Source organism: Sphingosinithalassobacter sp. LHW66-3 (genome assembly GCF_050703275.1).
Taxonomy (GTDB): Bacteria; Pseudomonadota; Alphaproteobacteria; order Sphingomonadales; family Sphingomonadaceae; genus Sphingomonas.
Window position 1 is genome coordinate 2,897,022 of record NZ_CP193482.1, and the last position, 13,479, is coordinate 2,910,500.

Below are 13,479 nucleotides of genomic sequence, written 5' to 3' on the forward strand. Positions count from 1 at the left end.
ATCGAAATGCGGCTCATGCAGTTCGCGCGGCCGGCAGCGGCCGGAGCGTTGCTCGTCGCCGGTACGGCCGGCGCGCTGCCCGTGCAGGATGGCGTCGGGACCTTTCGTGCGCTCGAGGAGCTCGAACTCGGCGCGTGGGAGCTGCGGGAGCTGAACGGCGGGGCGGTACGCCGGATCTGCCTGCGCGACGCGGTCGTGCTGCTGCGCCCGCGCCTGAGCGGAGCGCAGTGCACGCAGCGGGTGATCGAAAATACGGGCCGGACGGCGACGGTGCAGTATTCGTGCGCCGGGCGCGGCACTGGCCGCACCACCGTGCTGGTGGAAACGCCGCGGCTCGCCCGGATCGACGCGCAGGGCATCGAGGCCGGCGCGCCGTTCCTTCTCGCGATGGAAGCACGGCGCATAGGCCCCTGCAACTGAGCCGGCACGGAACCCTTTGTTTACCAAGACCGTAGTAGAAGGCGGTGTCCCTCGCGGGACATTTCCTTTTGGCAGCGTTTGGTCCTGGGCCGCTCGCCCGAGCGGCCCTTTTTCTGTTCGCGCCGCCGCCGAGGGGCTGGACCTTGGGCGAGAAAGCGCTAGCCGAGGAGGCGATGACTAACTCTGCTCCCGCTGCCGTCGTCCTCGTCTCCGGAGGGCTGGATTCGATGGTCGCCGCCGCCAGCGCGCGCGAGGCCGGTTATCGGCTGCTGGCGCTCTCCATCGACTATAATCAGCGCCACCAGGTCGAGCTGGCAGCGGCGCGGCGCATCGCGGCCGCGCTGGGCGCCGAGCGGCATGTGGTGCTCCCGATCGATCTGCGCGCCTTCGGAGGTTCGGCGCTTACCGCCGCGATCGACGTGCCGAAGCATGGTGTCGGCGCCGATATACCTGTTACCTATGTGCCTGCGCGGAACACGATCTTTCTGAGTCTCGCGCTCGGCTGGGCGGAAGCGACGGGCGCGCGCGACCTGTTCATCGGCGTCAACGCGCTCGATTATTCGGGATATCCCGATTGCCGGCCGGAGTTCATCGAAGCGTTCGAGCGGCTCGCCGCGGTCGGCACCAAGGCGGGAGTCGAAGGCGATTCGTTCCGCGTGCATGCGCCGCTCCAGCACATGACCAAGGCCGATATCGCGCGCGAGGCGGATCGGTTGGGGCTCGACGCGGGGCTGAGCTGGTCGTGCTACGATCCGGCGCCCGGAGGCGTGCATTGCGGCCTGTGCGACAGTTGCCGGCTGCGCTCGAAGGGCTTTGTCGAGGCCCGGCTGCGCGACCCGACGGTCTACGCCACGGCGCCCTGAGCATGAGCTATGCCGTCAAGGAGAGTTTCCTGACGCTCCAGGGCGAGGGCGTGAACGCGGGCGCGCGCGCCGTCTTCGTGCGCTTCGCCGGCTGCAACCTCTGGTCGGGCCGTGAGGCGGATCGTGCGAAGGCGGTCTGCCGCTTCTGCGACACCGATTTCGTCGGCACGGACGGAGCCGGCGGCGGCCGCTTCGCCGACGCCGATGCGCTCGCACGCGCGACCGAGGAACATTGGGGTGAGGGCAGCGAAGCCCGTTTCGTAGTGCTGACCGGCGGCGAACCAATGCTGCAGATCGACGATTCGCTCGTCGATGCGCTGCATGCGCGCGGCTTTCGCATCGCGATCGAGACCAACGGGACCTTGCCCGTGCATCCGCGCATCGACTGGGTTTGCGTGAGCCCCAAGGCGGCAAGCGACGTGGTGCAGCGTTCCGGCGACGAGCTCAAGCTCGTCTGGCCGCAGCCGGGCACCGACGTCGAGGAGCTGGAACGCTGGGACTTTCGCCATCGCCTCGTCCAGCCGATGGATGATGCCCGTGGCGAAGCCAATGTCGCGGCAGCGGTTCGCTTCGTGCTGGAGCGGCCGCAGTGGCGGCTGTCGCTCCAGACGCACAAGTTGCTGGGGCTGCGCTAGCGCCGCTTGCGCCTATAGCGGGCCGCAGCGCCGCTCGCGATAGACGTCGCGACGCCAGCAGCGTCGCTCGCCGAACGGAGGCATTTTCGGCATCAGAATCTCGGCGCTCTGCTGCTCGGGAGCGAGTTGCTCGCCCCAGGGGACGAGACTGTTGCGCAGTTCCCGCATCCGCGACTGGGCGAGATCGCCGAACGCGCCTTCTTCGGTGAAGATCGCCTGGTCGGCGATCGAAGCGGCGGTCTGGCAAAAGGTGAGCTGCGCCGAAACCGTGGAAAAGCCCGAATAGACCCGCGTGCCGAACCGGTCGAGCTCCGCCTGACCTTCCCGGCGACTGGGCGAGACTCGGTTGAAGTAGCGCTCGAGCGTTTCATACGAGGTCTTGAGCTCGTCCTTATGCTCGGTCAGGATCGAGTTGTAGTTGTTGAGCGTCAGCAGCGTCGGCTCGAACTGGCACTGGAGCGCCGCGACGTTGAGTGCGGCGCGCAGGTTCCACACCAGGGCCGCGCGCAGTTCCTCGGGCGTTGCCTGGGGAAGCTCGGGTCCGGTCATACCGGGCTCGGCCCCGGTGACGCGTGGGCCGGCAAGGTCGGCGGACTTGAAGAAGAATTGTGCGGACGCCGGGGCGGCGCCGAAAAGGCCGGCCGCAGCAGCCAGCACGAGTACGAAACGCGGAACGAACATGCTATCCTCTTCGCCTGGTCGCGCCCCATCCGGTACGGTGTTTTGGCGCGGCTCCCAAGAGCTTTTTGCAAGGGAAACGGCGGCGGATCGCTGCCCCTTGGGACACTGCGGATAGTTGCGGAAACGAAACGGGGCCGCCCGGTCGCCCGGGCGGCCCCGCAGAACTGCGCAACGCGCGGTTCTTACATCTCGTTGGCGACCATGGTGTTGTCCATGGTCGTGTTCATGTCCATGGTGTCGTCCATCATGTTCATGTCGGTCAGGTTGTCCGTCGCATCGAGCGTGGTGACCATGTTCTCGTCGGCGCCCATTTCGTCGATCGGAACGATTTCGTTCGAGGTTTCGTTAACCGCGACGGTGGTTTCTTCGGTGCAGGCCGAAACCGCGAGGGCGGCGCCGGCGATCATCGAACCCGCGACGAGCTTGGAGAGAAGTGCACGCATGTAAAAGCTCCCTAGATATGGATTTGGACGGCGAAGGGCCGTTAATACCCAAATCGGGGTAGACATTAGACGCTTCGGCGGAAGCCCTCAAGAGTGGTTTTCGTCAGGGTGGGGCGAGTCCGTCCAAAAATGGCGGAAATGTGGCAAAAAGAGACGAATCAAAGTCACTATGCGTGATCGAGATGCCCAGTCGATCGGCGCTCGTTACCGGGTATTTCGCGATCCCGCAGGGCACGATGCCGGCGAAATCGGCCAGATTCGGCGATAGATTCACGGCAAATCCATGCAGCGTCACCCACTGCCTGATTCGCACCCCGATCGCCCCGATCTTCGCTTCCGTTCCCCCCGTGCGGGTCCAGATTCCGATCCGGTCGGGGGTGGCAAAGGCTTCGATGCCGTGGAGCGCCAGCGCTGCGATCACCCAGCCCTCCACCGCATGGACGAAATGCCGCACGTCGCGGCGCCGCTCGCGAAGGTCGAGCATCAGATAACCGATGCGCTGCCCCGGACCGTGGTAGGTGTAGCGGCCGCCGCGGCCGGTGGCATGCACCGGGAAGCGGGGATCGATGAGCTCGGACGGATCGGCACTTGTTCCGGCGGTATAGACCGGCGGATGTTCGAGCAGCCACACGCGCTCGCGGGCTTCGCGGCGCATGATCGCGGCCGCGCGCTCTTCCATCGCCGCCAGCGCCTCGGGGTAAGGAACAGGCGCAGGTTCCGTGCGCCATTCGATGCCGTTGACCAGCGTTTCCATGCCCGCCCGATTGCGCCGTAGCGGCCGATTGCGCAAGCATTGGCAAGCCGAGCCGCAATCGGCTAACACCCCGCCGAGCCTCAAGGGGAAGCGCCACCGATGGTGAAGATGGGCACTGTCTGGGACAGGACTGCCGAGTTCATAAGCGACAATCTGGGCGTCATACTGCCGATCGCGCTGATCTCCTTTTTCGTGCCCGCCTCGATCGAGGGAAACTTTCCCGCGGCGCGCGATACGGCGAGCGCCGGGCTGGAGCTGGTGCTGAGCCTGATCTCGGTGGCGTTCGCGCTGCTGTCCTTGTGGGGCACGCTGGCGCTGATCGCCATGGCGGCCGATGCCAATGCGACGGCCGATGCCGGCAACGTCGCCCGGCGCCGGCTTCTGCCTGCGCTCGCGGTGTGGATCGCGTTGATGCTGGTTCTTTTCGTGCTTTTCCTGGGTGTGCCGCTGTTGCTGGCGCTGGGCGGGCAGGATCCGGGCCTGCTGATCGCGACGGGCGATATGGCGCTGGATTTGCCGCCTGCGCTCGCATGGGCCGTGGCGCTCTATTGCATCGCGCTGGTCCTGTTCCTGATCTGGGCGGCCGCGCGGCTGATGCCCCTCAGCCCGCTGATCGTCCACGAGCGACGGATGTTCGATGCCATTCGGCGCTCCTTCGCACTCACGCGCGGGCATGTGCTGGCGATCGTCGGCGTGTTGCTGTTGTTCCTGCTCATGCTGGTGGTCGCGCGTTCCGCCGCGCTGTGGGTGTTCGGGTCGATCTTCCGCCTGATCGCCGGTGGCGAGGACGGGGTGACGCTGGCCGGCGTGCTGACGTCGGTGACGGTGGCGGCGGTGCAGACGGCGTTCGCGGTGATCGCCGCCGTCTTCCAGGCCAAGCTCTACGTCGCGCTCGTGAGCGAGCGCGAGCGCGCCGTGTCTCCGGCATGAGGCTCGATTTCGCCGGCGTGTTCGCCGACGCGCTGGCACTGTGGCGCAAGGAAAGTGATCTGCTCGTACGAATCGCGGGCGTTTTCTTCTTCCTCCCCGCCTATGCTTTCCGGCTCTTCGTTCCAGTGCCGCAGCCTGCGCCGGAGGCAGGCGAGGCGACCGCCGAGGCAGCGTTCGCGCAGATGGTCCAGTGGTTCACCGCCAATGCCCATTGGCTGCTCGCCGAGCGGCTGGTCGAGTTGTTCGGGGGTGCGGTGCTGTTCGCGCTGCTGCTCGCCGAGCGCCGGCCGACCGCCGGAGAGGCAATGGCGGCGGCGTTGCGGCGGCTGCCGGTTTATGTGCTCGTCTATGCCGCAGCGATGGCGCTGATCGCGGCCGGCTGGATGATCTTCATCCTGCCCGGCCTGTATCTGCTCGGCCGCACGTTCCTGACCGGAGCGGTGGTCATGGCCGAGCCCGGGCGCGGGCCCGGCGATGCGCTGGTGCGCGCGTTTCGACTGACGCAGGGCAACGGCTGGCTGTTGCTTCTGGCGACGATGGTGATCTTTTCGGTCGGCTATTTCGGCGCGGTACTGATCGGTGAGCTTTACCTCGGCCTCGGCCTCGAAGGGTTTGTTGGCGACGCGGTTCGCGCGCTTCTCGATGCGCTGGGTGCAACGGTCGCCGCGGCGGTCGCGCTGGCGATGGTGCTCGTTCAGACGGCGGCCTATCGCCGGCTGTCGGAGTCGCGGCCCAAGCACGGGATCTGAGGCGCCGCCTCGATCGGCAATATGCCGGCGAGCCGCGGGTCGGGAAAGGTCTCGACGATGCGGCGATACGGCACGAACCCGTAGTGACGATAGAATCCCAGCGCCGATGGATGGTCGAGCGTGCAGGTATGAACCCAGACCCGTTCGACTCCCTTGCGCCAGGCGAGGGCAAGCGCCTGGTGCATCAGCCAGCCGCCGTTCCCCTTTCCGACCAGCTCGGGCACAAGCGCAAGATAGGCGAGTTGGCACTGCCCGGATTCGCGGAAATCGAGCTCGAGCATTCCCACTTCGATTCCGGCCCGGTCGGTGGCGGCATAGACTTCGATTCGATCGTCCGAAAGAATCGCCTCTAGCTGCTGCGTGCCCATGGCGAGCCGAGAGAACCACAGCCAGGGAGCGCCGACGCGGCGGAAGAGCAGGCGATAGCGATCCGGATCGGGCGCGCGCCAGCGGCGCAGCGCGAGCGATGACGGCGGCAGCGGGGCAGGGCGGGGACGCTCGCGCATTTCAAGCGACGTGACGATGGTGGCGACGTCGCCGTCCGCGACGGGGATCAGTCCCATGTCGCCTGGGGCGGCAGGCTCATCAGAATGGCGTCGATGTTGCCGCCGGTCTTGAGCCCGAAGAGCGTGCCGCGATCATACACCAGGTTGAATTCGGCATAGCGCCCGCGCCATTCGAGCTGGCGCGCCTTGTCCGTATCCGTGAAGGACGTTTCCATCCGCCGCCGCACGATTCTCGGAAACGCGTCGAGGAAGGCGCGCCCTACGTCCCGAGTGAAGGCGAAGTTCGCATCCCAATCGCCTTCGAGGTGATCGTAGAAGATGCCGCCCACGCCGCGGTGCACCTTGCGGTGGGGGATGTAGAAATAGTCGTCCGCCCATTGCTTGAATCGCGGATAATGGGCCGGATCATGCGCGTCGCACGCCTCTTTCAGTGCGGCGTGAAATTCGGCGGTGTCCGCATCATAGGGAATCGGCGGGTTGAGGTCCGCGCCGCCGCCGAACCATGCCTTGGTCGTGACCAGATAGCGGGTGTTCATGTGCACCGCAGGCACATGCGGATTGGCCATGTGCGCGACCAGGCTGATCCCGGTGGCGAAGAAGCGTGGATCCTCGGCCGCGCCGTGAATCGTCCGGGCGAAATCGCCTTCGAAACTGCCGCCGACGGTGGAGACGTTGACCCCCACCTTCTCGAACACGCGCCCCTTCATCACGCCGCGAACGCCGCCGCCGCCGGGCTCGCCCGACGGATCGGTGCGATCCCAGGGCGTATATGCGAACGAGGCGTCGGAGCCGGCCTCGCGCTCGATCGCCTCGAACTCGGCGCAGATCGAATCGCGCAGCGATTCGAACCACTGGCGGGCGGCGGTCTGGCGGTCGTCGAGCGGTTGCATGGGAGCGCTGGTAGCGAGGCCGACTCGCGTAGGCAAATCGCGCCTCAGGGCCAGCCGTCGGTCTGGCGAAGTGCCTCGGCGAGGGCAATTCCAGCGGCTACGGCGACGTTCAGCGAGCGCATGCCGGGCCGGAGCGGAATGCGGATCGCAAGGTCGGCGAAGCCATGGACGTCCTCCGGCACACCGCGACTTTCCGAGCCGAAGAGAAGCGTGTCACCGGGGCGAAACCGCGCTTCGGGCAAGGGGACCGTGCCATGGGTAGTGAACAGGGCGATGCGGCCGCTCGCCGCTCCGGCAAAGGCTTCCCAGTCGGCGTGCCGCTTCACCTGTGCCTGGGCGGCATAGTCCATTCCGGCGCGGGCGAGCGCGCGATCGCTCCAGGGGAATCCCATCGGCTCGATCAGGTCGACGTCGACACCGAAGCAGGCGGCGGTGCGCAGGACCGTGCCGACATTGCCGGCGATATCGGGTTCGTAGAGCGCGACGCGCATGAAGGCTCCGGTAGAAGAAGAGTGCGTGGAGTCGCTGCGGCAACAGCGCCGGGCGCGGCGAATCCTCACCGCGCGACCGCAGCCTGCCATGGGCGCGCGCCCTCGGCAAAACCGCGCCGGGCGCGGCGATCGGCCGGGGTCAGGCAATTCCCCTAGGGTGGTTTGCGCAGCGGCTCCGTAACATCCCGGTCAAAATGCCTGTTGGCAAAGCCGCCGCGTCGCGTCTATCAGGCCCGCCAGCCGCCGGGGGTACCGGGAGGCCCGGGCGCGATCCGCGTCCCTGTTCCGGTATCGCGCGGTCCCGCGCGGAAGAAGTCGAAGTGCAAGGGCTGAAGCATGGCAACGCTTGATGATGGTGTCTCCCCCGACCAGACGGTCGGACCTGGTGGCGAGGTGCTCGAGAACCCGCGCCGTCGAGACTATCTCCAGATCGCTGCGATCGCTTTCGGCGGCGTTGGTGCCGGCGTGGTCGTGTTGCCGCTCGTCAACTCGATGAATCCTTCCGCCGACGTGCTCGCGCTGTCGGTGACCGAAGTCGATCTTTCCGCGATCGAGCCGGGTCAGGCGATCAAGACGACCTTCCGCAAGCAGCCGCTTTTCGTGCGCAACCTCACGCCCGCCGAGATCGCGGCTGCCGACGCCGTGCCGATCGGCGATCTGCGCGATCCGCAGACGCTGGAGGAGCGGACCAAGGAGGGCAAGGCGAACTGGCTAGTGACGTTGGGCGTGTGCACGCATCTGGGCTGCGTGCCGCTGGGCGCCGGCGCGGGCGAGAACAAGGGTCCGTTCGGCGGCTATTTCTGCCCGTGCCATGGTTCGGCATACGACACCGCGGGCCGCATCCGTTCGGGCCCGGCACCGACGAACCTGGAAGTGCCGGTTTATGAATTCACGTCTGATACGACGATCGTGGTGGGTTGAGGACTAGGCTGCAATGAGCTTTCCCTGGGCAAAACAATATGTGCCGAAGCATCCGCTCATGCAGTGGGTCGACAGTCGGCTTCCCCTTCCGCGTTTCGTGTATAACGCGGTCGGCGCCGGCTATCCGGTACCGCGCAACCTGAACTATTTCTGGAACTTCGGCGTGCTCGCCGGGGTGGCGCTGGTGGTGCAGATCGTCACCGGCATCGTGTTGGCGATGCACTTCCATTCGAGCGCGGCCGGAGCGTTCCAGAGCGTCAACGGCACGATCATGCGCGACGTGAACGCCGGCTGGTTCCTGCGCTTCGCGCACGCCAACGGTGCCTCGATGTTCTTCATCGTGGTCTATATCCACATGGCGCGCGGTCTGTTCTACGGATCGTACAAGGCGCCGCGCGAGATGATCTGGCTGCTCGGCGTCGTGATCTTCCTGCTGCTGATGGCGACTGCCTTCATGGGCTATGTGCTTCCCTGGGGGCAGATGAGCTTCTGGGGCGCGCAGGTGATCACCGGCTTCTTCTCCGCCATTCCGGTGGTGGGCGACACGATCCGCATCTGGCTGCTCGGCGGCTATGCTCCGGACGACGCGGCGCTGAACCGCTTCTTCTCGCTGCACTATCTGCTGCCGTTCGTGATCCTGGGCGTGGTCATCCTCCACATCTGGGCGCTGCACATCCCCGGCTCGGGCAACCCGACCGGCGTGGAAGTGAAGGGCGAGCAGGATACCGTTCCGTTCCACCCCTATTACACGGCCAAGGACGGGTTCGGGCTCGCGATCTTCCTGCTCGTGTTCTCGGTGCTGATCTTCTTCTACCCCGACATGCTGGGGCACCCGGACAATTACATCGAGGCGAACCCGCTCTCGACGCCGGCACACATCGTGCCCGAATGGTATTTCCTGCCGTTCTACGCGATCCTCAAGGCGTTCACGGTGGACTTCATCATCCCGGCCAAGCTCTGGGGCGTGCTGGCGATGTTCGGTTCGATCCTGCTGCTGTTCTTCCTGCCGTGGCTCGACAAGTCTCCGGTGCGCTCGGCCAATTTTCGGCCGGTCTACCGTGTGTTCTTCTGGATCCTGGTGCTCGACGTGCTGGTGCTGGGCTATGTCGGCGGAGCCGAGCCGGTCGCGGTCAACGTGGTCATCAGCCAGATCGCCGCGGCGTACTACTTTGCCTTCTTCCTGATCATCGTGCCGATCATTTCGCGTCTGGAACGCCCGCGCCCGCTGCCCAATTCGATCACCGAAGCGGTGCTGAAGGGTGAGAGCGGAAGCCGCGTCAGCGAATCCGCAGTGAGCGCGTAAAGGGGACTCCGGAACAATGTCTGCGCTCTTCGTAAAATCGATCAAATTCCTGATCGGCCTCGGCTTCGTCGGCGTCTTGCTGCTCGGCATGATCGGCATCATCGCCGGTGCCATCAACGAGCCCGCCGAGGAGACGGTCGAGCACGAGTTCCACGAGGAACCGGTGTCGCTCGATCTTCCCTCCGACGGCCCGTTCGGTCACTTCGACCGGCAGCAGCTGCAGCGCGGCTTCCAGGTCTATCGGGAAGTCTGCGCCTCGTGCCATTCGCTGCGGCTCGCTTCGTTCCGCGAGCTCGAAGGAATCGGCTACAACGAGGCCGAGATCAAGGCGATCGCGGCGCAGTGGCCGATCGAAACCCCCTCGATCAATCCCGACACGGGTGAGGCCACGACGCGTCCGAACCTTGCGTCCGACCGCTTCCCGTCGCCCTATGCGAACGAGGTCGCGGCGCGTGCGGCCAACAACAATGCGGTTCCGCCGGATCTGACGCTGATCGCGAAGGCGCGCGGGGGCGGGTCCGACTATATCTACTCGCTGCTGATCGGCTATGGCGATCCCTCGGCCGAGCTGCGCCACGAGTTCCCCGAGTTCACGACGCCGCAGGGGCTGTATTTCAACCGCTTCTTCCCGACGCTGAACATCGCGATGCCGCCGCCGCTGACCTCCGAAGGGCAGGTGCAGTATGTGGACGGCACGCGACCGACCGTGGAACAGATGGCGCGCGACGTTTCGGCGTTCCTCGTGTGGACGGCCGAGCCGACGCTGGAGACGCGGCATCAGGCGGGCCTGGCCAGCGTGATCTTCCTGATCATCGCGAGCTTCCTCGCCTATGGGGCCTATCTGACCGTGTGGCGGGGCGTGAAGCACTGAGCTTCCGCCCCAGGAGGCCGGTTCGAAGGATGGCCGAAAGCGATTAGGCGAGGGGAGAGCGGCCGTGGCCGAAGCCGAGAACGAGGACATCCGGAGCCGCATCCGGACGATTCCGGACTTTCCCAAACCCGGCATCCAGTTCCGCGACATCACCACGTTGTTGCTCGACCCCGAAGGGCTGCGCCTCACCATCGACCGCATGGCCGAGCAGGTGGAGGCGCCGATCGATCTCGTCGCCGGAGTCGATGCGCGCGGCTTTCTGTTCGCCGCCCCGCTGGCGATCAAGCTCGGCACAGGCGTGCTGCTGATCCGCAAGGACGGCAAGCTGCCGGGCGCTACTATCGCCGAGGAATATGCGCTCGAATATGGCACCGATCGGATCGCCATCCATGCCGATGCCTGCGCGCCCGGCGCGAACGTGCTGCTGGTCGACGATCTGATCGCCACGGGCGGCACCGCGCGCGCGGCGGTACGGCTGCTGCGCAAGGCAGGCGCCACTGTGCAGCAGGCGGGCTTCGTCGTCGATCTGCCCGATCTGGGCGGCGCCGAGGCACTGCGCGAAGACGGAATTACGGTGCGCTCGCTCGTCGCGTTCGAAGGCGACTGACTCCCCGCATCGCCGCTGGCTGCAGCGGCCGATCGCGCGCCATCGTGGTAGAGATTCGGGAACCCTTCGCGAGACTGCGGGGTTCGTCCGAGTATCAACGGCGCGGGCGCGCCTTGCCTGCGAGCCGGTCCGCCCTCCGCGCCACACTGCGATGCGAGGACCGATCCGATGCCTTTTCTGACGAAGCCCGCCCTGATCGCCGCTGCCGCGGCAGGAGCCCTTGCGCTGGCCGGCTGCACCGACGGCTATGGCTATTCGGGCGTCTCGGTCGGCTATGGGTCGACCGGCTATTACGACGATGGATATTACGGCAACGGCTATTACGACAACCGATACGGCAGCCCCTATTGGGGCTGGTACAACGACTATTATTATCCCGGCACCGGCGTGTACGTCTATGACAGCAACCGCCGCCGCTATCGCTGGAATCAGGCGCAGCGGCACTATTGGGAAACGCGGCGCCAGGCGTGGCGTGGCGACCGCCGGAACATGCGATCGGACTGGCGCGACTTCCGCCGTGACGAGCGGCGCGACTATCGCGATGACCGCCGCGACTGGCGTCAGGATCGTCGCGAGCATTGGCGCTGGCGGCGGGACGGAAACTGAGCCGGCGCGCCAAGCCGCTGACGCTACTCGTTCGGGCGGCGACGGATCAGCGCGATCGCCGTGAAACGCAGGACGGGCTCGTCCTTCTGGTTGAAGGTAGTCGTGCGTGATTTGACGCTGCCCATTTCGGGCCGGCTGGTCGAGGGACGTACGTCGATCACTTCGCTCTCGCAGCGTAGCACGTCACCGGGATAGACGGGCTTCACCCAGCGCAGTTCGTCGACGCCTACCGCGCCGAGGCCTGCCTGCGGGTGCTCCTTCATATTCTCGACGATCATCGCCATCGTCATCGAACAGGTATGCCAGCCGCTCGCGGCGATGCGGCCGAAATGCGTCTGCGCGGCGGCTTCGTCGGAAAGGTGGAACGGCTGCGGATCATATTTCCCGGCGAAGTCGAGCACTTCCTCGCGCGTGACCGCATAGCTGCCGAAGCGCGAGACGGTGCCGACCTCGATATCTTCCAGATAGCGCATGCCAGTCGTTTCGGATGAAAACCGATGCCGCGCAAGACTTCAACGAAGCAGCACGTCTTCGAACGGCGCGATCGTTCCGTCGATATCATCGCGCTGCGGCAAGCCGATCAGGTGACGGAGCAGCGGTTCGACGGCGACATTGTCGAACGGCGGGAGCGTCCGCCCCGCCGCGAACGCCGGGCCGCTGGCCAGAAACAGCGCGCGCATCTCGGGCGCCGCATTGTCCCAGCCATGGCTGCCGCCGGTGATCGGCCACTCGGGATCGGCGGCCAGGATCAGCCAGCCCAGCTCGGCGAGACAGATGATCGGCGGTACGCGCGGATTGCTGCCATAGTGAAGGCGGGAGGGAATATCCTCGCGCCGCCAGCATTGCATGTGCTTGTGTGGCGTGAGGAGCGTCGCGGCCACCTGATTCTCGGCGCCCTCCGCCGGGACGATGCCGGCATAGGGGCCGGTCTCGACCGCGCGGAAGGATTCCGGGGGAAGCATGCGATCGATCCGGATCATGCGATCCTCGTGCGTCGCCGCCATGCCATGATCCGAAACGATCACGAGGTTCGCGGGCTGTCCGAGTGCGGTGAGCTCGGCCGTCAGCCGCCCGATCAATGAATCGACCTCGGCAACCGCCGCCGTGGTTTCGGGCGCCTCCGGGCCGAAGCGGTGGCCCGCGGTGTCGACGGTATCGAAATAGAGCGTCAGGAACTCCGGGCGCGTGGTCGGCGGCCGGCGCAGCCAATCGATGATCGCATCGACGCGCTGGCGCCCGCTCACTTCCTGGTTGAATTGCTGCCAGTCGGACGGACGCGTGTCGCGGATCTCGACGTTCGAGCCGGGCCAGAACATCGTCGCAGTGCGGATGCCCGCGCGCTCCGCCGCCACCCAGATCGGCTCGGCCTGTTCCCAATAATGCGAATCGCTGGTCGCCATGGTGAAGGTCTCGCCGGGCCGCTCGGGATCCTCGAAACGATTGGCGACGATGCCGCTGCGATCCGGGCGCAGCCCGGTGACGATCGTATAGTGGTTGGGGAAGGTCTTGGTCGGAAAGGAGGGGCGCATCGACGCCTCGACGCCTTGCGCGGCAAGGCCGGAGAGGACCGGAGTCACTCCCCGCCGAAGATAGTCGGGATGGAAGCCGTCGATCGACACGAGGATCGTGACCGGCTCGCGCACTTCGGCAATGGCCGGCGCCGCAGGCGCGGTCGGCGGCTCGGGGGCGATGGCGGGCGCAGTGACGCAGGCCTGAAGCAGCGCGGCGACGCCGGCGGCGAGAATCTTGCTGGACCAATGCATGCCCGCCCTCTGCCCCAGCTTGGGGTCAGCAATGTGACGGCGGACG

18 protein-coding genes are annotated in these 13,479 nt (G+C 66.2%); 10 read left to right on the top strand and 8 right to left on the bottom strand.

Going from position 1 to position 13,479, the window contains the following annotated elements; all coding sequences use genetic code 11:
• Positions 1–6: 6 nt before the first annotated feature.
• The 3 genes from ACQ450_RS14240 to queE all read left to right on the top strand — a co-directional run bounded on the left by ACQ450_RS14240 (position 7) and on the right by queE (position 1,918).
• Positions 7–420, top strand: a complete 414-nt coding sequence (locus tag ACQ450_RS14240; protein WP_431469762.1) for a DUF3617 domain-containing protein — start codon at positions 7–9, stop codon at positions 418–420.
• Between the two features lie 173 nt (positions 421–593).
• Positions 594–1,283: a 7-cyano-7-deazaguanine synthase QueC gene (gene queC / locus ACQ450_RS14245; protein WP_431469763.1), complete on the top strand. Its 690-nt coding sequence runs from the start codon at positions 594–596 to the stop codon at positions 1,281–1,283.
• Positions 1,284–1,285: 2 nt separating this feature from the next.
• Positions 1,286–1,918 (top strand): 7-carboxy-7-deazaguanine synthase, encoded by a 633-nt coding sequence (queE, locus tag ACQ450_RS14250; RefSeq protein ID WP_431469764.1) that lies wholly within the window; start codon positions 1,286–1,288, stop codon positions 1,916–1,918.
• Positions 1,919–1,930: 12 nt separating this feature from the next.
• On the opposite strand, the gene ACQ450_RS14255 is transcribed toward queE, so the two are convergent.
• From ACQ450_RS14255 to lipB, 3 genes are all read right to left on the bottom strand, one after another.
• Entirely contained in the window at positions 1,931–2,599 is a 669-nt protein-coding gene (locus tag ACQ450_RS14255) for a hypothetical protein (protein ID WP_431469765.1), read from the bottom strand.
• Positions 2,600–2,781: 182 nt separating this feature from the next.
• On the bottom strand, positions 2,782–3,042 hold the full coding sequence (locus ACQ450_RS14260; RefSeq protein WP_188054363.1) for a hypothetical protein: 261 nt from the start codon (positions 3,040–3,042) through the stop codon (positions 2,782–2,784).
• Positions 3,043–3,145: 103 nt separating this feature from the next.
• The gene (lipB, locus tag ACQ450_RS14265) at positions 3,146–3,796 is read right to left on the bottom strand and encodes a lipoyl(octanoyl) transferase LipB (protein ID WP_431469766.1); all 651 of its coding nucleotides are present in this window, start codon (positions 3,794–3,796) and stop codon (positions 3,146–3,148) included.
• Positions 3,797–3,895: 99 nt separating this feature from the next.
• Between lipB and ACQ450_RS14270 the strand changes: the two genes are divergently transcribed.
• Both ACQ450_RS14270 and ACQ450_RS14275 read left to right on the top strand, forming a co-directional pair.
• Complete coding sequence (locus ACQ450_RS14270; RefSeq protein WP_188054365.1) at positions 3,896–4,726, top strand: hypothetical protein; 831 nt, start codon at positions 3,896–3,898, stop codon at positions 4,724–4,726.
• Positions 4,723–5,475, top strand: a complete 753-nt coding sequence (locus ACQ450_RS14275) for a hypothetical protein (RefSeq protein ID WP_431469767.1) — start codon at positions 4,723–4,725, stop codon at positions 5,473–5,475. The genes ACQ450_RS14270 and ACQ450_RS14275 overlap by 4 nt, the downstream gene beginning before the upstream one ends.
• Here ACQ450_RS14275 and ACQ450_RS14280 read toward each other — a convergent pair.
• The 3 genes from ACQ450_RS14280 to ACQ450_RS14290 are packed head-to-tail and all read right to left on the bottom strand — an operon-like array spanning position 5,433 to position 7,362.
• Complete coding sequence (locus tag ACQ450_RS14280) at positions 5,433–6,038, bottom strand: GNAT family N-acetyltransferase (protein ID WP_431469768.1); 606 nt, start codon at positions 6,036–6,038, stop codon at positions 5,433–5,435. The two genes, ACQ450_RS14275 and ACQ450_RS14280, sit on opposite strands and share 43 nt — an antisense overlap.
• Positions 6,029–6,871: an oxygen-dependent coproporphyrinogen oxidase gene (gene hemF, locus ACQ450_RS14285; RefSeq protein ID WP_431469769.1), complete on the bottom strand. Its 843-nt coding sequence runs from the start codon at positions 6,869–6,871 to the stop codon at positions 6,029–6,031. The genes ACQ450_RS14280 and hemF overlap by 10 nt, the downstream gene beginning before the upstream one ends.
• 44 nt (positions 6,872–6,915) lie before the next feature.
• A complete protein-coding gene (locus ACQ450_RS14290; protein WP_431469770.1) occupies positions 6,916–7,362 on the bottom strand; it encodes a tRNA (cytidine(34)-2'-O)-methyltransferase in 447 nt (148 codons plus the stop codon).
• Between the two features lie 336 nt (positions 7,363–7,698).
• On the opposite strand from ACQ450_RS14290, the gene petA reads away from it, so the two are divergent.
• The 5 genes from petA (at position 7,699) to ACQ450_RS14315 (ending at position 11,670) form a co-directional block, all read left to right on the top strand.
• The gene (gene petA / locus ACQ450_RS14295) at positions 7,699–8,283 is read left to right on the top strand and encodes a ubiquinol-cytochrome c reductase iron-sulfur subunit (protein WP_188054370.1); all 585 of its coding nucleotides are present in this window, start codon (positions 7,699–7,701) and stop codon (positions 8,281–8,283) included.
• Between the two features lie 13 nt (positions 8,284–8,296).
• A complete protein-coding gene (locus tag ACQ450_RS14300) occupies positions 8,297–9,586 on the top strand; it encodes a cytochrome b (protein WP_431469771.1) in 1,290 nt (429 codons plus the stop codon).
• A 16-nt stretch (positions 9,587–9,602) separates the two neighbouring features.
• Positions 9,603–10,457, top strand: a complete 855-nt coding sequence (locus tag ACQ450_RS14305) for a cytochrome c1 (RefSeq protein ID WP_431469772.1) — start codon at positions 9,603–9,605, stop codon at positions 10,455–10,457.
• A gap of 64 nt (positions 10,458–10,521) precedes the next feature.
• Positions 10,522–11,064: an adenine phosphoribosyltransferase gene (locus tag ACQ450_RS14310; protein ID WP_431469773.1), complete on the top strand. Its 543-nt coding sequence runs from the start codon at positions 10,522–10,524 to the stop codon at positions 11,062–11,064.
• Positions 11,065–11,232: 168 nt separating this feature from the next.
• Positions 11,233–11,670: a hypothetical protein gene (locus tag ACQ450_RS14315; protein WP_431469774.1), complete on the top strand. Its 438-nt coding sequence runs from the start codon at positions 11,233–11,235 to the stop codon at positions 11,668–11,670.
• Between the two features lie 23 nt (positions 11,671–11,693).
• On the opposite strand, the gene ACQ450_RS14320 is transcribed toward ACQ450_RS14315, so the two are convergent.
• Entirely contained in the window at positions 11,694–12,143 is a 450-nt protein-coding gene (locus ACQ450_RS14320) for a MaoC family dehydratase (protein WP_431469775.1), read from the bottom strand.
• Positions 12,144–12,182: 39 nt separating this feature from the next.
• On the bottom strand, positions 12,183–13,433 hold the full coding sequence (locus tag ACQ450_RS14325; protein WP_431469776.1) for an ectonucleotide pyrophosphatase/phosphodiesterase: 1,251 nt from the start codon (positions 13,431–13,433) through the stop codon (positions 12,183–12,185).
• Positions 13,434–13,479 lie beyond the last annotated feature (46 nt).